Here is a 17659-nt window from a genome sequence, read left to right on the forward strand (position 1 = left end):
TTAGACGATGGCACCTTAACGGTCACCCTGGATGCCAGCGATGCGCTGGGTAACACCGCCCCGCAAGTCAGCGACACGATCAACAAAGACACGGTGACCACCGTGACCTTGGATCCGATTGCCGACACCGCGGATAACACCCCGACACTGGGTGGCACGGGCGAGCCGGGCAGCACCATTGAACTGACCGATAACGGCAGTGTGATCGGCAGCACCACGGTGCAACCGGACGGCAGCTGGAGCTTCACGCCCACGACGCCGCTGAGCGATGGACCACATACCATTGTGGCCAGTGCGACTGACCCGTATGGCAACACCGATACGGCTAATACAACTCCGTTTACTGTCGATACTTCATTTGTTACAGCGACTATTAGTCTGGATGAAAACATCACAACAAATGATGTTATTGATGCTGTAGAAGCCGTAGGAATGGTGGCTATTACGGGTGTTGTCGGAGGAGATGTCGCTATTAATGATACGGTTACATTAACAGTTAATGGGGTCTCTAAAACAGGGCTTGTTTACGATGATGCAGGAACTTTGAGGTTCAGTATTGACGTTCAGGGGTCTGATTTGGTTGATGATCCGAGCTTGTTAATTAATGCCAGTGTTACCACTACCACGGGTGATTTTAATGGTGAGGCTACAGCAACAGATACCGAAGGTTATAACCTGCAAGATACCCCTATAGCTAATGATGATAGTATTTATGTGCTTGAAGACTCTTCAGTTACGGGGACGCTAACTGGTAATGATACGCCAAGTTTAGACGGCGGAAATATTTGGGCGTTAGCAACCAGTGCATCCAACGGAGATGTTACGGTTAATCCTGATGGATCTTATATTTATACGCCTATTGCAAATTATAGTGGCACGGATTCATTTACTTATACCATTACAGATGCAAACGGTGATGTGAGCACAGCAACAGTTACAGTCAATGTTGGCCCTGTTGATGATGGGGCACCTGTTGCTGGTGATGATGCATTTACTACAACATTAGGCACCTCAATAATTATTACTGAGGGCCAGTTGTTCTCTAATGATGTGTTGGCTGACCATGCAACTATTACTAATGTTAGTGCAGTAAGTAGTGGATCACTAGTTGATAATGGTAACGGCACTTGGACTTATACTCCAACTGTAGCAGGGCCTGCTAACTTCACTTACACATTAACGGATGATGATGGTGAAACATCTACTGCAACGGTTGACCTTACGGTTGTTGACCCTGTGGATGACTTGGCAACTGTTTATGAAAGCGCCCTGACTGATGGTACTGGCGGTGGTAGCACTATTGCTACTGGTAATATTCTTGACAATGATAGTGGCGGCTCTACTATTTTGAATATCGACGGTATTGTCGATGGCGGTGCTGGAGATACTGATGACCGCTCAGGGTACATTGGTGTAGATACTAGCCTTGGGTCATTAGTGGTCGATTCCTCTGGTGCTGATGCTGGTGATTATACTTATACGTTGAATAATGCGGCGGATAATAGCGCACCAGCCGATGACTTAGGTGTTACTGATTCGTTTAATTATGTCTCAGATACTACCTCAGCGTCGCTTCATGTGAGCGTCATAGATGATCAGCCTCAAGCGTTTGATCGCGTTGTGAATGTGACAGAAGATGCTTTACCTGATTACAATATTGTTTTGGTTTTAGACGTGTCAGGTAGTATGTCGCAAGCACAATATGGTGGTCAGGTTCGCCAAATTAATGCTGATGGTACAGTGGCTATTAATACTCGACTTGATTTAGCTAAAGAAGCGATGGTCGGTTTAGTTTCTGAATACTTTAATCAAGCTCAAAATGTATCGATTAAAATTGTTACTTTTTCCAGCGGCTCTAGCATCTTGAATGGTAATGTTGCCTTTACAGATAAAGCATCTGCAGTGAGTGCTATTGAATCCATTAATGGTAGTGGTGGGACTAACTACGAAAGTGCTCTAAATGCTACTCAAACTGCATTTGGAACAGTCGATAGTTCGGTTGAAAACCTGGTCTACTTTATATCTGATGGTGTTCCTACTGCAGGTAACACATCTGACCCTGTTGGTGCTTCAGGTTACGATACCTTCCTCGATTCTAATGATATTAAATCTTATGGTGTTGGTGTTGGTACGGGCATTTCAAATACAGGGGCGTTGGACTCGATTCATAATGTTGATTCTGATTTGGATGGTGTCGTTGACCCTGCAATCATAGTGCCTGATTTGAATCAGCTTGAAGACACGTTGATCTCCACAATCCCGGTAGCCGTTGGTGGTAATTTGGTGGGTAGTGGAAATGTTAATAATGCACTGGGAGCTGATGGAGGGCATGTCCAAGAAGTTACTATTCGTCTTGATAGTAATTCAGATGGAACACCAGACCAAAATGTTACCTTTACTTATAATAGTGCGACAGATGAAATATCTGAGAACAGTGGCTTCTTAACAGGCTTCCCTGCTATGGGAGATCTGCTTACGTTGGATGCGACTACAGGCTTTAACTTCGGCTCATTGACGTTTAATTTCAGCACAGCTGATTATACTTACTTCACCGGAGGCTCTGCATCGCAAGGAGATAGTTTTGAGATATCTTTCACGGCAGAAGATGGGGACGGAGATGTAACGCCACCAGTATCTCTGACATTCAACGTTGTTGATGGTCAGCCAGTTGCTAACGCAGATATAGATACGCTGTTTGCTAACCAAACCTCTTTTGAAGGTAATGTTGTTAGTGGGTTAGGCACTGATGGAGGTTTAGTTCTAGGCAACAAAGTGACAGAGTTTGCTCCTCAGGGTACAGGTGTGGACGTTGCTGTTGACGGTTCTGTTGTGAGTTCCATTACTTTTGCAGGGCAAGTATTTAATTTAGGTGCTGATTCTGCAGGCAATGGTGCTGATTATAGTTACAGTGTTTCTGGTGGCAGTCTCACATGGTCGCATGATACTGATGGTAGCTCGTTAGTATTTAATGAGGATGGATATTATCAATACCAGCCTCCAACAGCAGATATTCCTTCTGCATTAACAGCCGCAACCGTTGATCTGGATCTTGATACAAGCAATGCTTCAGGAACGAGTTTAACAGCTGCTGGTGTTGTTATGACAGGTATTGCTCGTAACTCTACAGTTGATGATGCTGGAGTGCGTACATCGGTATCTAATGGTGTTGGCGTGTTAGGTGGAAGTAATAATACGCGTATAGATAACTTAGAAACCTTAGTGCTAACATTTGATCGCTCTATCTATCAGAATGGAGTGACTAATGTTGGTTTCAATGTTGATAATAGTAATAGTAATTTAGGCGGCTCAAGAGCGTTAACTTACTCTGTGTATCATATTGATGGTTCTTTGTTGGGTCAGTATTACAGTAACACTGAATCCCAGTTCCAGCTTCCATCTGAATATAACAATATTGGTCGTATTGAGATTACTGCGTCCAGTGATGCCTCTGCTAGCATGGGTTCTATTAACTTTGATCCGGTATTGATTGATACATCAGCTACTGAAGTAGCACCTGTTGATATTGGATATACGTTAACGGACTCTGATGGGGATAGTTCAAGTACTACGCTAACGTTAAGAACAGTTAGTAATACTATTGTTGGAGATGATACTGATAATAACTCTCTAACAGGAACTTCTGGTAACGATAGAGTGACAGGGCTTGGTGGTGACGATGTCATTAATGGCGCCGCAGGCAATGACATCCTCGAAGGTGGTGAGGGTGACGACATTCTCCTTGGTGGTTTGGGACATGACCAACTTGTTGGCGGTGCTGGCGATGACACATTGAATGGTGGTTCGGGTAATGACTTGCTTATAGGTGGTTCTGGTAATGATATTTTAAGCGGTGACTTAGGTGCTGATATCTTCCAGTGGGCCCAATCTGATAAAGGAATTAGTGGAACACCTGCTGTAGATAGCATTACTGATTTTGATTCAGTTGCGGCAAATAGTGGCGGTGATGTACTAGACCTAAGTGACCTGTTGCAAGGTGAAGATGCATCTGATTTAGGCTCATTACTTAACTATCTGCACTTTGAGCAGGTGGGGGCAGATACTGTTGCTCATGTTAGCTCCAACGGAGGTTTTTCTGGAGGCTATAATGCTGGAGCTGAAGATCAGACAATTATCTTCCAGAATACGGACTTGGTAGGTAGCTTTACTAATGATCAGCAAATAATAGAAGATTTACTAGGAAGCGGAAAATTGATTGTAGACTGATTTTCATAGCTACTTGATATTCCTCAAGCCCCGGCCTTAATACCGGGGCTTTTTTATTTATCTAGTAGGGAGACATCTCACTTTTAGTTATACTGTCGCTTTTAATGCAACTATTGAATTTTTAGCTAATGACTGAACAAATTGATACTGATGTAAGTTTGGATAAAAAGATCAAAGTCCGCCAAAATAAACTTCAGAAACGCTTACGTCGAGAAATGGGTAAAGCCATAGAAGATTTCAACATGATTGAAGATGGCGATAAAATCATGGTGTGCTTATCGGGAGGTAAAGACTCCTACGCTATGCTCGATATTTTGATGAACTTACAGCGTAGTGCGCCCATTTCATTTGAGCTGGTAGCTGTGAATCTTGATCAAAAGCAGCCAGGTTTTCCTGAACATATTTTGCCGGCATACCTCAAATCAATAGAAGTGCCTTTCCATATCGTTGAGCGCGATACTTATTCTGTAGTGAAGTCTGTTGTGCCAGAAGGGAAAACAACATGTGCGCTTTGTTCGCGACTGCGACGGGGCACACTATACGGCTTTGCAGAAGAAATAGGGGCAACAAAAATTGCATTAGGGCATCATCGAGATGATATCCTCGAAACATTTTTTCTTAATATGTTTTATGGTGGGAAGTTAAAGAGTATGCCACCAAAGTTGGTCTCTGATGACGGGAAAAATATGGTTATCAGGCCGCTTGCTTATGCACGTGAGAAGGACATTGCGGAATACGCTAAACTGAAAGAATTTCCTATCATTCCATGTAACTTGTGTGGCTCACAAGACGGGTTACAGCGACAGGTCATTAAAGAGATGCTACAGGCGTGGGATAAGCAGTCACCTGGTCGAATTGAAACGATGTTTAGGTCTTTGCAGAATGTTGTGCCATCGCATTTAGCTGATACTGAAGCTTTTGACTTCAAGTCATTAGAGATCGGATATCGTCATGGAATAACTCCTTCAATGCAAGAACCTGCCAAAGCAAGTGATGTGACTGAAATGATAGATATTTTATCTGTATAATTTTGTTAATTGAGTAGGTAAAAGTAATTGTCCTACTCACTTCTTTCTGTCAATCTAAAATGGGTAAAGAGTAGTATATAGTTTAAGAGAGTCGATTGGCTTCTTATCTTAAATAAGGGTAAGTTGACCTTAAAGGCTTCTTATCGTAATCAGTGATTGTTCAAACTCATGAGGGAATATGAGCGGAAGTAACAGTAAGCTCCATCCAAGAGCCGTTTATCTCAGGAATTTACTTATTGCGCATGTGACTGGGCGTAATGTGAATGAATCGGATTACCATAAACTCAGGCATTATTTTATGGGCTTGCCTGAGACGGGCCACATTGTGCCTAGCTTAGTCGTGGAGCATGAAGATCTGTCTGGGTTATGGCATAGCATGAGATATAACTATGCTTCACATGAGGATAGAAAAGTTTACGTAATTGATGAGTTTCAGGTTTTTCTTGATCAAATAGCTCCAGCGGGGGGGGATGAACAAAACTCTTCGGGTGTAGGCTACCCAGTTATTGACGATAAAAAACTGCAACAAACATGGAATGATTGTTTAGAGTTACTGATAAAAAGCCCAGATACGGCTATTGGGCAAATGAAATCTCTGGTCGAAAACTTATGCTACCAACTCTTGAAGCTTCTAAAAGTTGTTCCTGACCCTCAGCAGCATAGTTTATCTGCATTAGTAACGTTAACTGAGCGCTCTTTACTGCTCTCACCGGGCAAAAAATACCATCTAGTTGTTCATAAATTAGTGACCAGTTGCGGTGAAACGCTCGCTGCTATTGATAGTTTTACGCTCGACTGCACTAGAATTACCCCTCATGCGTCTACTCAAGACAATGATGAAGCGCTCGTGCTTGTTGGCTTATATGGTAGTTTAGCTTCATTGTTGTTATCTGCCTGGCGAGTTCGGGACCTTCTTAAAGAAGGTTCGATGCAACGCTAAACTAGCGATGATTATATTGAACTGAGTTTTATTACTTAGGAGAGTTATTTAGTATGAGTGATTTAATACAGCGCGTCGATACAAATGGAGTTGCAACATTAATATTATCAAGAGCGCCTTCGTATAACAGCTTATCTTTGCCATTGATGGAAGCCTTAATAGTCGAGCTCGATGCGCTAAATGATGATATGTCGGTACGTGCTGTCATTATTAAAGGCGATGGCAAGGGTTTTTGTGCTGGGCATGACCTTAAGGAGATGCTTGAATCTGGCGAAGAAGCTTTTTATGAATGTACTTTCAATACCTGCTCTCAGATGATGCAACGAATAGTAAGCCTCTCTATTCCTGTTATTGCACAAGTACATGGTGTGGCTACGGCAGCAGGCTGTCAGTTAGTCGCTAGTTGTGATCTTGCTTATGCTGCAGAATCAGCAAGGTTTGGTACTCCGGGTGTAAACATTGGTTTGTTTTGTTCAACACCGATGGTGGCATTATCGCGAGCGGTATCTCAAAAGCATTCAATGGAGTTGCTTCTTACCGGTGAGCTTATTGATGCAGTGCGCGCAGAACAGATGGGGTTGATCAATCAGGTAGTGAGTAATGATGCTTTAGATCAACATGTGTTGACTGTTGCACTCTTAATTGCCAGTAAGTCACGCAAGACTCTTGCGATAGGGAAGTCAGCTTTCTATAAGCAAAAAGAGCAATCTCTTGAAGATGCATACGTGACATGCAGTAAGGTCATGACTGAAAATATTATGATTGATGATGCCAAAGAGGGTATTGATGCTTTTGTAAACAAGCGTAAGCCTGAATGGAAGCACTGTTAATCTATTATCATAAATAGATGTTTTTTTAGACCTGAAACTAAGAGCTAGATGAGATATTCATTTCATCTATGTCTCAATAATTATTTCGTTATTATGAAATAATTCAACAAAATCAAAACGATAAACCCACCTATTGAGTGCTTTTCAACGAAAATACACAACCGCCATAATGTTATATGGTATGCCTTGTTCTTCAAAAATCCAAATCAAAACCTACTTTCTCTAACGCGTAATCGCCAACCATGTATTAGACAAATTGTGTATTAGAAATATGCAATGTTGGTTGTTATTTGAGCGCTTTTTGATTTAGGATATTCTAATGTTGTATGTGGATTATATGCTTATGCTAAAAAACAATAAGAGCTTGGGTGTTGTAAGCAAATAGTTTTAACCTTTTGATTACAGGCTTTCCTGAGAAAATACAGATAGCAGCAACCACAAGATATAAGCGTTCATATAAGAGCTATACATAATAATAAGCAAAAACTTAGCAAGAACAGTTGGAGGCGCAATGTCCAAGATAATCAAGAGGCCCGGTACTCGTGAGCTGATGGCGCAGCTTGCAAAAGAGTCTGATGGGTTGTCGATCAACGAAAGACGAGATTTTCTAAGAAAAGGAATGATGGCCCTCGGTGGGGGGGCAGCGACAATGGTTGCCGGTACAACGATGGCTCAAGGGACTAATCTTCCGCCGATGGAGCCTTCATGGGGGAAAATGTTGGGCCACGGCGTTGTTGAGTTTCCATACGGCCAGCCTTCTAAGTATGAAAGTCATGTTGTTAGACGCACGGTTCCTTGGTTGACTGCTGAATCTATCTCTTCAATCTCAATGTCTCCACTGCAAGATCTAAAAGGTATTATTACACCCAACGGGCTTGTGTTTGAACGTTACCATGCGGGTGTACCGCAAATTAACCCTGAAGAGCATCGTTTAATGGTTCATGGCTTAGTTGATAGGCCAATCATTTTTACGATGGATGACTTGATGCGCTTTCCGTCGGTCTCGCAAATCAAATTTATTGAGTGCCCCGCTAACGGTGGTATGGAGTGGAAAGGCGCTCAGATGGAAGCGCTACAGTTCACTCATGGCATGCTTAGTTGCTGCGAATGGACCGGCGTTCCCCTGCGAACTCTATTAGAGGAAGTTGGGGTTCAAACAGAAGGGAAATGGATTTTGGCTGAAGGTGCTGATGGTGCCCATATGAGCCGTTCAATACCTCTTGAAAAGGCATTAGATGACACGCTCGTTGTGTATGCACAAAACGGTGAGATGCTTCGCCCAGAGCAAGGCTATCCTCTTCGACTTATTAATCCTGGCTGGGAAGGAAACACCTCTATTAAATGGTTACGCCGTTTAGAAGTGGGCGATAAGCCATGGTATCACCGCGAAGAAACGTCTAAATATACTGACTTGATGGAGGATGGACGTGCTCGCAAGTTTACTTTTGTTCAAGAAACCAATTCAGTTATTACTAGTCCATGCCCGGAAAATCCGATCAAGAATAGTGGTGTGATTGAGATTGAAGGTGTTGCTTGGTCAGGCAGAGGAAAAATAAAACAGGTTGATGTCTCGTTTGATGGAGGTATTAGTTGGACCCCTGCGAAACTGAAAGGGCTTGTATTATCTAAAGCACTGACGCGTTTTAGTTTGGTGACTAAATGGGATGGCCAACCATGGTTATTACAGGCAAGAGCTATTGATGAAACCGGCTATGTTCAACCAACATTAAAGCAATTGCGAGAAATACGCGGCGGTAATTCTATTTATCATAAAAACTCAATTCATACTTGGAAGGTTGCAGCCAATGGGGAGGTCACTAATGTTCAGATCTCTTAAGAACACGCTATTAGTATCGATCGTAGGAGCTACTTTATTTGTCTCATCTTCTGTTTATGCTGGCGAAAAGTATAGCTTTGGTAAAACGGCGACATCTGAAGAAATTGCCGGATGGGATATTGATATCCGTCCAGACGGAAAAGGCCTTCCAGATGGTGGAGGCAGCGTTGAAGATGGCGAAGTATTGTATGAGCAACTTTGTGCAACGTGTCATGGTTTATTTGGTGAGGGTGAGGCGCGCTGGCCAGTATTGGCAGGTGGTGTAGGAACCCTTACGGAAGAGCGACCAACAAAAACGGTGGGATCTTATTGGCCATATGCATCTACCTTGTATGACTATATTCGTCGAGCAATGCCGTTTACTGCTCCGCGTTCTTTAACGAACGAACAGACATATCAACTGACGGCTTATGTGCTTTATCTTAATGAACTTGTTGATGAAGACTTTGTGTTGACACACGAAAATTTAGCGCAAATTGAGATGCCGAATAAAGATGGTTTTTTTATCGATCCTCGTCCTGATGTCAAAAACATCCGGTGCATGAAAGATTGCGATGACCCTTCTAAAATGAAAATAGAAGGGACTTTGAAAGGAATTACCCCAGTCGGTCACTTTATAGAAGGAGCTGATGCACCTGCTGCGTCTCACGAAGGTCAAGAAGATTTAGAGCGTGAAAAAGCACATGCTCGTAAGGCTGCGCTAACAGGTGAGGAGGTTCAAACAGAGGCTGCGCCTGAGGCAGTAAAAATGTCTGATAAAGCTATTGCCGGTGAAGATACTTTTGATAATGCATGTAAAGTTTGCCACGGTTCGGGTATTGCAGGCTCACCAAAACTGGGTGATATCGAGGCGTGGGCTCCAAGGGTAAAACAAGATCTTGCCGTGTTAGTTGAGCACGCTATTAAAGGGTTTAGTGGGGCTTCTGGAATCATGCCGCCTAAAGGTGGGCGTGTAGATTTAAGTGATCAGCAGGTTGAAGAAGCAGTCTACTATATGGTTGAATCAAGTAAATAGCGCTAAGCTTATAAGGCGTTTGTATAAGCGCCTTATTCTATATAACAATAATAAAATCTGTCAGCTAAGACAGTTCAAGAGGAGATAAGAATGCGCAAACTGAGCACCTCTATGTGCGCAGCAAGCTTGTTAGCTCTCATTGCTACAACGCCTGCGATCGCGATAACAGCTGAGGAAACCGTTGCAGAAGGTAAAGCGGTCTATATGGGTAAATCAAGAGGTAATTGCATCTCTTGTCACCAGATCAACGACCCTGATGCGAACCTTGCTGGTAACCAAGGGCCTCCTATGGTTGCTATGACACAACGTTTTCCTGATAAACGCATGCTACGTGCGCAGGTTTGGGATGCGAGTAAAAATAACCCAATCACTATTATGCCACCACTTGGCAAACATTGGATTCTTTCGGAAGAAGAGATCGATGCAGTGGTTGAGTATATATACCAATTTTGATGTACCCCTAGGGTGTGTAAGAGGATAGAGAAATGAGTATAGATCGTCGTACTGTGGTTAAGGCCATTGCAACGGGTGGTGCGTTAATTGGTGCTAGTGTATTAATGCCACGTATTGCACTTGCTGCATGGAGCAAAGAAGCATTTGAAGCAAAAGAACAAACCGCTGCTATGAATGCTTTGTTTGGCTCTGATGGAGTCGAAGAGAGTGCTGAAGTAAATTTAAAAGCGCCTGATATTGCAGAGAATGGTGCAGTTGTCCCTGTCACAGTGACTTCATCGATGTCCGGAGTTGAGTCAATGAGTATCTTCATTGAAGGAAACCCATCGCCACTAGCCGCGGAGTTTATGATTCCTGCGGGCACCAAAGCTGATGTGTCTACCCGTGTACGTATGGGGAAAACAACGAAAGTAACGGCTGTTGTGAAAGCCAATGGCAAACTATACAGCGCGGCTAAAGAAGTAAAAGTTACTATCGGCGGATGTGGCGGTTAATACGGATTGGAGAGACTTGAAATGGCTAAGAAAATGTTAAAAGTAAAAGCAAAAGCGTCCGGTGATAAAACTAAAGTCAAATTAATGGCTAAGCACATTATGGAATCTGGACAGCGCAAAGACAAAAAAACGGGTGAGTTGATTCCGGCGTTATTTATACAGAATCTGACAATAAAGCATGCAGAAAAAGTTGTATTTGAAGCAAACTTGGGGCCTGCAATTTCAAAAAATCCTTACTTGGCTTTCTCATTTGATGGTGGCGCAAGCGGGGACGAGTTGTCGATGACGTGGACTGAGAACTCTGGAAAGACAGGCACTGAAGTAGCAGCTATTAAATAAACAGAGTTAGGCCTTCATTGAGTAGGTCTGCTTAACCCATCGGTAAAGGGTGGAGTATTAGCGAATGAAAATAATAAAAAATATAACGATCGGTCTGAGTCTTCTGTTGAGTTCTCAGTTGGTTTTTTCAGCACAACCTGGCACAACGTTAGCTTCTGTTAATCCAGAAGCTGATCGAATGGCGCTGCAAAACTACTTTAAGAAACGTTTTCCTGATGCGGAATTGGCGGACTACGTTAATGGTATCTACGCAGTAGATGCAGACTCAAGGGAACAATGGGAAGAGCTTGAATCTTTCCCTCCTTATGAGTTTGATGTTGAAGAGGGGGAGCGCTTATTTAAGACAGCGTTTGCTAACGGTAAAGGTTATGCGGATTGTTTCGAAAATGGAGGAGTTGGTATACGCCAAAATTTCCCTTATTGGGACAAAGAAGCCAGTACTGTGAAAACCTTAGAGCAAGAAATAAACGAATGTCGTGAAAGTAATGGTGAGAAGCCACTGAAGTGGGGCAAAGGGGCTATTGCTCAGATCTCTGCTTATATGGCTTGGACCTCTCGTGATAACGTGTTCGATATAAAAATTCCTGAAGGTGATGAAGGAGCGCTTGCTGCTTATTTAGAGGGTAAGAAGTTCTTTTACACGAAACGCGGTCAGTTGAATCTGTCGTGTGCAAATTGCCACCTACAAGGTTCTAATGTGCGTATACGCGCAGATCTTGCAGGTCCTGCGTTAGGGCATCCGAGTCACTTCCCAGTGTTTCGTTCTAAGTGGGGTTCTTTAGGCACATTACACCGTCGCTACAAAGGTTGTCATAAAGATAGTCGTTCTAAGCCTTTAGACATGCAGCATGAGACATTTCGAAATCTTGAATATTTCCAGACATACATGAGCAACGGTCTTGTTGTAAATGGTCCTGGTTCACGTAAATAGGAGAGATAAAAGATGAAGAAATTGATAGCGATCATAGCTACTGTTGTTCTCCTCCCTGCAGCAGCAATAGCTGAAACTTTTGATGAAGCATTTGAGATGAACCGCGCTATGTATGGTAAAGGCTATACATTTACTTGGTCTGGTCAGCAGTATTCAACTGATCACCAAGAAGAGGTAGAAGCGCGTGTTGATGCGACAAAGGCAAATGCAGAAAGCTTAATTGCCAAAGCTAAAGCACACAATGCAGAAGTGGCTAAAGTTGGTTTTGAGTGGAAACTAACAAAGGGACTTCTTAAAGATGCAGAAGCAGCTATAGAGAGTGGAGATTACCGTAAAGCCCTTAATTTGGCGGCACAGGCTAAATACCATGCTCGTATAGGTTTGCAGCAACATGCTTACGCTGAGAAAAACTGGCATCTTTCAGTTCCTCAATAATATGTCTTGTAAAAATACCTGTAGTGGCAGTGCTGCTGCGGGTATTTTTTTGCCTGAAGGTAGAAAAATATGTCTATGTCACGTCGTGAGTTTGCTCAGCTGCTAGGTCTTGCTGGAGCAGCAGGTGTTTTGCCCTCTACTGGTTTTGCTGCCTCTAAGCAGTCCGTTGACCCTTATGAAGTAGCTGATTTTGGTAATGTGCGCTTGTTACACATAACTGATTGTCATGCGCAATTGCTGCCTATTTACTTTAGAGAGCCTAATGTTAATTTGGGTATCGGTGCTGCGAAAGGACAAGCACCTCATCTTGTTGGGGATAAACTGCTAAGTCATTTTGGAATTAATTCAAATTCATTAGAAGCTCATGCTTTTTCTTGTTTGCAGTATGAAGAAGCCGCTGTTAAATATGGGAAAGTAGGTGGCTTTGCTCATATCAAAACATTAGTAGAGCGCTTACGGGAATCATATGGGCGTGAAAATACATTATTGTTAGATGGCGGAGATACATGGCAAGGTTCTGGTACATCTTATAAAACCCGTGGCATGGATATGGTTCAGGCAGCTAATGAGTTAGGTGTTGATTTCATGACGGGGCATTGGGAATTTACCTATCATCAGGAAGAAATCCTAAAGAATATCAAAGCCTTTAATGGTGAGTTTTTGGCGCAAAATGTGTTTGTGACTGAAGACGCGCTTTTTGATGGCGCTGATGAGTATATTCATGATGAAGATTCGGGGCATGTTTTTAAGCCGTTTAGCATAAAAGAAGTGGGTGGCGCGCGTATTGCCATTATTGGGCAAGCCTTTCCTCGTACTAAAATAGCTAATCCGGCCCGTTTTATCCCAGATTGGACGTTTGATATCTACGATGACCGATTGCAAGAGCAAGTAAACCATATTCGCGAGAATGAAAATGTTGATGCCGTCATTGTAATATCACATAACGGTATGGATGTTGACCTTGCTATGGCCGGCAGGGTATCGGGAGTTGATGTGATTTTGGGTGGTCATACTCATGACGGTATTCCTGCGCCGACGATTGTGAAAAATAATGGAGGGAAAACATTAGTTTGCAATGTTGGTTCTAACGGCAAATTTGTTGGCGTTATGGATCTAGATATCCGTGAAGGTAAGGTCCAAGATTTTCGATACCGCCTGATGCCTGTTTTTTCTGAGCTATTAGCACCGGATGCTGGCATGGCTAAATTAATCACGGATATTCGTGCTCCCTATCTGTCTTGGTTAACTGAAGAGTTAGCGCCTGCTGATGAATTGATGTTCCGTCGAGGAAACTTTAACGGTACTTTTGATCAGGTAATTTGCGATGCACTACGTAACGTTAATGATGCTCAAATTTCCTTGTCACCAGGGTTTCGTTGGGGAACAACGGTGCTCAAAGGGCAGATGGTAACGATGGAGCATGTGCTAGATCAAACATGCCTGACATACCCTGAAACCTATGTTCGCGAGATGAAAGGTTCAGAGTTGAAGCTCATTTTGGAAGATGTTGCAGATAACTTGTTCAATCCAGAGCCTTACTTGCAGTCCGGTGGAGATATGGTACGTGTTGGCGGTTTTGATTATGTTTGTGACCCTGCTGAAACTATTGGACGTCGTATTAGCGAGATGACGCTAGATAATGGCGAAAAAGTGGACGCTGACAAATCCTATAAAGTCAGTGGTTGGGCAACGGTAGGTGCGCGCTCTGAGGGTGCTGACATTTGGGATGTAGTAGCAGAGCATCTCAAAGACCGTAAAGTGGCTAGTATTGATAAACTTAATACACCAAAGTTGAAAAATGTTGCGGGTAACCCAGGGATTGTTGATTACCCGGTATAAAAGTACAGCACCATAATTGCTGCGGCGCTTATGGTGCTTTCATTTTAATCTTCAAAATACGTAATGGAAAATAAACCGCTGCATTGATAGGTTATATCTGTTTTGCTACGTTTCTTTTAGAATAGCCAGCAAACAGATAATGGAGAAGGTGTTGTGGTGTTTAAGTCCTGGATAATTATGCCTGCATTGTGCTTATTAATCGCAGGTTGCCAAACAGCCGGTGTTCTTCCTGAGCCTGGTTCAGCAGAAACGCCGCCTTCGCCCGAAGAGGCTGTCAAGCAAGTAGCGCCAGCACCTAGCGAGCCAAGCACGGCGCCATTAGCTGTCAGTAGATCAGACAATGTTGAGTATTTGTCAGGTCAGTTATCGACAATGCAAGAGCAGGTTATTCAAATTAAAGCAGATACATCTGAGTTGAGAAAAACGACTCAAATACTGCTGGCACGTGCGCAAATGTTGTCTAATCAATCTGCAAAAAAAGCACCTTCTGGTACAAGTGCCTCTGAAAGTTCTATTGAAGAGAGCCCGGATCTTGAGCAATTAACAAACCGATTAAATAGTTTGATTAAGCGCACGGATGCTCAATATCAGCTAGTTTCTGGCTATACAGCGAAAGGTGAATGGGTGTTGATTCGCTATGATCGCTTTAGCGGTGAATCGTGGTTAGCTGATAATGGGCAATGGAATCTGCTGAATGAATCAGAGGAGGTGCTACCCTCGGTCTTCACTATTCAACTTTTACGTGCAGACAAGGATGTAAAAGGCTATGTTGCTGCGCGGGTAGACCAAGCGACAGGGCAGTCCTGGTGGTTAAAGCAGGACACATGGTTAATGTTTCAATAGGTGCAGAGGAAAACGTAGTTGAGTAACACGCCCCATCTCTATCATGATTTGATTGCTTTGTTTAATGAGTGCTTTGCTGATACTTATAACACTCGTTTGGTAAAAGGCGGGGATGAGCCTATCTACTTGCCTGCTGACAAAAATCGCAATTACCACGCTATCTATTTTGCGCATGGTTATTACAGCAGTGCCTTACATGAAATATCACATTGGCTAATTGCTGGGGATGAGCGGCGTAAGTTGGAGGACTTTGGTTATTGGTATGTGCCGGATGGGCGTACTGCTGAACAACAAAAAGTATTTGAACAAGTTGAGGTTAAGCCTCAGGCAATCGAATGGATCTTATCGGCTGCAGCAGGGTATCGTTTTCATATTAGTGCTGATAACTTGAATGGTGAAGCGACTGATGCTTCTGAGTTTAAGCAGGCGGTCTTTGCTCAAGTTGGAATCTATAGCAAGCAAGGCTTGCCTGAGAGGGCAGAGCAATTACGTAAAAAGCTGTGTGGTTTTTATCGTACTAGCGATTGTATTGATATTGAATGCTTTGATTTTTCTTCGCTTTAATAGGGTTTAATAATCGTTTTTGATGTTCGATTTTAAGTTTCATAAGACTATTTATTACGTGTGAATTTCTTTTCTTAAGTCCTTCTTTTTAAAATGGTATTAGCTAGCAGCTTTAATCAAAGGGTTTGTGGTTGATCTATGTGCTAAGTTAACCAAGTAGTTTTCTCATATAAGAAAACTACTTCTATGATGCTTATGTATTTACTCGACTTTGGCACCATGTTTGTGCTTCATTTTGTGGCCAGCCATTGGCATGACTGTTTTGATCGGAAGCTGTAATGATTGTTGTGAACCATCAGAAAATGTTAATGATAGGTTGACGTTTTCGCCTGCTGTTAAGTTGCGAGTTAGACCGATCAGCATAATATGCATGCCACCGGGCTGTAATGATACTTGTTGTTCAGCAGGTAGTTTTATTTCTTTGATTTGTCTCATACGCATAACGCCATTGTCTTGTGTATGAGTATGTAGTTCTACGTTTTTAGCGGCATTACTTGTCGCAGAAATCAAGTTCAGGTTCTGATTCTCCTTATTGGTTAGCTGCATAAAGGCTGCACTATTCATCTGGCCGGGAGGTACGGCACGAACATACGCGCCATCAACATTTACCTCGGCTGTTGCAAGGTGAGAGGTGAGTAATAATACGGTTGATAGCAGTATCTTTTTCATGGGTCTTTCCTATTATTTCTGATCAAGCAGAGTTTGAATTTCTAACAATACATCGGAGGGTGAGCTATTGTGTGATAATGGCTTATAGAGTTTACCTTTAGTATCAATAAGATAAATTCTTGATGAGTGATCAACGGCATAACCCATAGCCGAGTCGCTCATGTCTACTTTCCGGTAGAAAGAACCGTATTGTTTCACGACTTTATCAATGGCTGTTTTTTCGCCTGTTACGCCAGTGATCATAGGGCTGAAAAACTTCACATAGGTGTTTAGTTTTTCTGGTGTATCTCTTTCAGGATCCACACTAATGAATATCCCGGCAACAGATTTCTTTTCTTTTTGATCAAGTGCTTTAAATGCCTGTGTCATGACGGCAAGTGCGGTAGGGCAAACGTCAGGGCAGGATGCGTAGCCAATATATAATGCCACCACTTTTCCGTGAAAATCACTAAGTGATACCGGGCCGTCCTGGGATTCAAGTGTGAAGTTGCCGCCTAGGGTTGTAATGTTGTCGCTATTAACAGTTTGCGGTCTTAATACAAAAATTGCTGCTAAGCCAATAAGCATTAAAACAGTCAGTATGAGTAATATGCGTAATGTTGAAAGAGTACGATGTTTCATGGTGATTCAAACTCAAATGTTGCTTTGTGAGGTTCTGCTGTAGAGTCGTTATAGGTTAATACCGAGGCTAGCCAAACCATTGAGCCAGTTACACAGACAGCGAGCTCTGTTGTTCCTTTCCAGGTGATGCCGTCAGGTAAAGGCGATAGCTGCACTTTATTAATGCCCATAAACATCTCCTTGCCCTTTAGCTCAAGTATGACTGTTTTCGCTTGGATATTATCTAATACCACAGTAAAGGTCAGTGGTGCCATGGATGGTATAGAGGGTGGATTAACGTTAAGTGAAATGCTTTTTTTATCATAAGCCGCTTTACAGTCGGACTGTTTAAGATCACAGGGCTCAACGACAGCAAGCAACTTTGATGACTGAGTGTTTTCAAGCATATCGGGCAGTTTCCAAAGGAGTATTAGCACCCCAAGTGAGAATATAATCCCCGTTAATATTTTGATATGTTGAATTGTGTTGTTTCCTGTCATTTAGAATGCTCATTTTTCATATATTTTAGTGGTTATAGCCTTACTCGGCTATGCGACTCATTGTCGCATCCTAAAAGCAATCAGAGTAGTGTTTGAGAGGCGTTAATACTTGCACTTA

The 17659-nt window shown here is 42.7% G+C and carries 17 protein-coding genes; 14 read left to right on the plus strand and 3 right to left on the minus strand.

The features are described 5' to 3' along the window. The 14 genes from G511_RS24865 to G511_RS0117060 form a co-directional block, all read left to right on the plus strand. The coding region (locus tag G511_RS24865) for a beta strand repeat-containing protein (RefSeq protein ID WP_028470706.1) at positions 1 to 4224 on the plus strand (4224 nt) is incomplete at its 5' end. 128 nt (positions 4225 to 4352) lie between these two features. Further along, on the plus strand, positions 4353 to 5252 hold the full coding sequence (gene ttcA / locus G511_RS23250) for a tRNA 2-thiocytidine(32) synthetase TtcA (RefSeq protein WP_051222193.1): 900 nt from the start codon (positions 4353 to 4355) through the stop codon (positions 5250 to 5252). A gap of 178 nt (positions 5253 to 5430) precedes the next feature. Further along, entirely contained in the window at positions 5431 to 6192 is a 762-nt protein-coding gene (locus tag G511_RS0117005) for a hypothetical protein (RefSeq protein ID WP_156905243.1), read from the plus strand. A 53-nt stretch (positions 6193 to 6245) separates the two neighbouring features. Further along, positions 6246 to 7022: an enoyl-CoA hydratase gene (locus tag G511_RS0117010; RefSeq protein WP_028470708.1), complete on the plus strand. Its 777-nt coding sequence runs from the start codon at positions 6246 to 6248 to the stop codon at positions 7020 to 7022. A gap of 511 nt (positions 7023 to 7533) precedes the next feature. After that, complete coding sequence (soxC, locus tag G511_RS0117015; protein WP_028470709.1) at positions 7534 to 8859, plus strand: sulfite dehydrogenase; 1326 nt, start codon at positions 7534 to 7536, stop codon at positions 8857 to 8859. Next, positions 8843 to 9874, plus strand: coding sequence for a c-type cytochrome (locus tag G511_RS0117020; protein ID WP_028470710.1), 1032 nt, complete (start codon positions 8843 to 8845; stop codon positions 9872 to 9874). Before soxC ends, G511_RS0117020 begins: the two co-directional genes overlap by 17 nt. 90 nt (positions 9875 to 9964) lie before the next feature. Next, positions 9965 to 10327 carry a sulfur oxidation c-type cytochrome SoxX gene (gene soxX, locus G511_RS0117025; protein ID WP_028470711.1) on the plus strand — a complete coding sequence of 121 codons (363 nt, stop codon included), beginning with the start codon at positions 9965 to 9967 and terminating at the stop codon, positions 10325 to 10327. A 32-nt stretch (positions 10328 to 10359) separates the two neighbouring features. Beyond that, the gene (gene soxY, locus G511_RS0117030) at positions 10360 to 10821 is read left to right on the plus strand and encodes a thiosulfate oxidation carrier protein SoxY (protein WP_028470712.1); all 462 of its coding nucleotides are present in this window, start codon (positions 10360 to 10362) and stop codon (positions 10819 to 10821) included. Between the two features lie 21 nt (positions 10822 to 10842). Beyond that, entirely contained in the window at positions 10843 to 11160 is a 318-nt protein-coding gene (gene soxZ / locus G511_RS0117035; protein WP_028470713.1) for a thiosulfate oxidation carrier complex protein SoxZ, read from the plus strand. Between the two features lie 64 nt (positions 11161 to 11224). Next, positions 11225 to 12091, plus strand: a complete 867-nt coding sequence (gene soxA / locus G511_RS0117040) for a sulfur oxidation c-type cytochrome SoxA (RefSeq protein WP_028470714.1) — start codon at positions 11225 to 11227, stop codon at positions 12089 to 12091. A 12-nt stretch (positions 12092 to 12103) separates the two neighbouring features. Continuing rightward, a complete protein-coding gene (locus tag G511_RS0117045; protein ID WP_028470715.1) occupies positions 12104 to 12526 on the plus strand; it encodes a SoxAX-binding protein in 423 nt (140 codons plus the stop codon). Positions 12527 to 12595: 69 nt separating this feature from the next. Continuing rightward, positions 12596 to 14365, plus strand: coding sequence for a thiosulfohydrolase SoxB (gene soxB / locus G511_RS0117050; RefSeq protein ID WP_028470716.1), 1770 nt, complete (start codon positions 12596 to 12598; stop codon positions 14363 to 14365). Positions 14366 to 14518: 153 nt separating this feature from the next. Continuing rightward, positions 14519 to 15208, plus strand: a complete 690-nt coding sequence (locus G511_RS0117055; RefSeq protein WP_156905244.1) for a hypothetical protein — start codon at positions 14519 to 14521, stop codon at positions 15206 to 15208. 18 nt (positions 15209 to 15226) lie between these two features. Then, the gene (locus tag G511_RS0117060; protein ID WP_028470718.1) at positions 15227 to 15772 is read left to right on the plus strand and encodes an elongation factor P hydroxylase; all 546 of its coding nucleotides are present in this window, start codon (positions 15227 to 15229) and stop codon (positions 15770 to 15772) included. A 201-nt stretch (positions 15773 to 15973) separates the two neighbouring features. Here G511_RS0117060 and G511_RS0117065 read toward each other — a convergent pair whose 3' ends face one another. The 3 genes from G511_RS0117065 to G511_RS0117075 are packed head-to-tail and all read right to left on the minus strand — an operon-like array spanning position 15974 to position 17541. After that, positions 15974 to 16441 carry a copper chaperone PCu(A)C gene (locus G511_RS0117065; RefSeq protein ID WP_028470719.1) on the minus strand — a complete coding sequence of 156 codons (468 nt, stop codon included), beginning with the start codon at positions 16439 to 16441 and terminating at the stop codon, positions 15974 to 15976. Between the two features lie 12 nt (positions 16442 to 16453). Next, positions 16454 to 17062, minus strand: coding sequence for an SCO family protein (locus G511_RS0117070; protein ID WP_028470720.1), 609 nt, complete (start codon positions 17060 to 17062; stop codon positions 16454 to 16456). Beyond that, complete coding sequence (locus G511_RS0117075; protein ID WP_028470721.1) at positions 17059 to 17541, minus strand: hypothetical protein; 483 nt, start codon at positions 17539 to 17541, stop codon at positions 17059 to 17061. Before G511_RS0117075 ends, G511_RS0117070 begins: the two co-directional genes overlap by 4 nt. Between the last annotated feature and the right edge of the window lie 118 nt (positions 17542 to 17659).

Source organism: Neptunomonas japonica DSM 18939 (assembly GCF_000422765.1).
Classification (GTDB): Bacteria; Pseudomonadota; Gammaproteobacteria; order Pseudomonadales; family Balneatricaceae; genus Neptunomonas; species Neptunomonas japonica.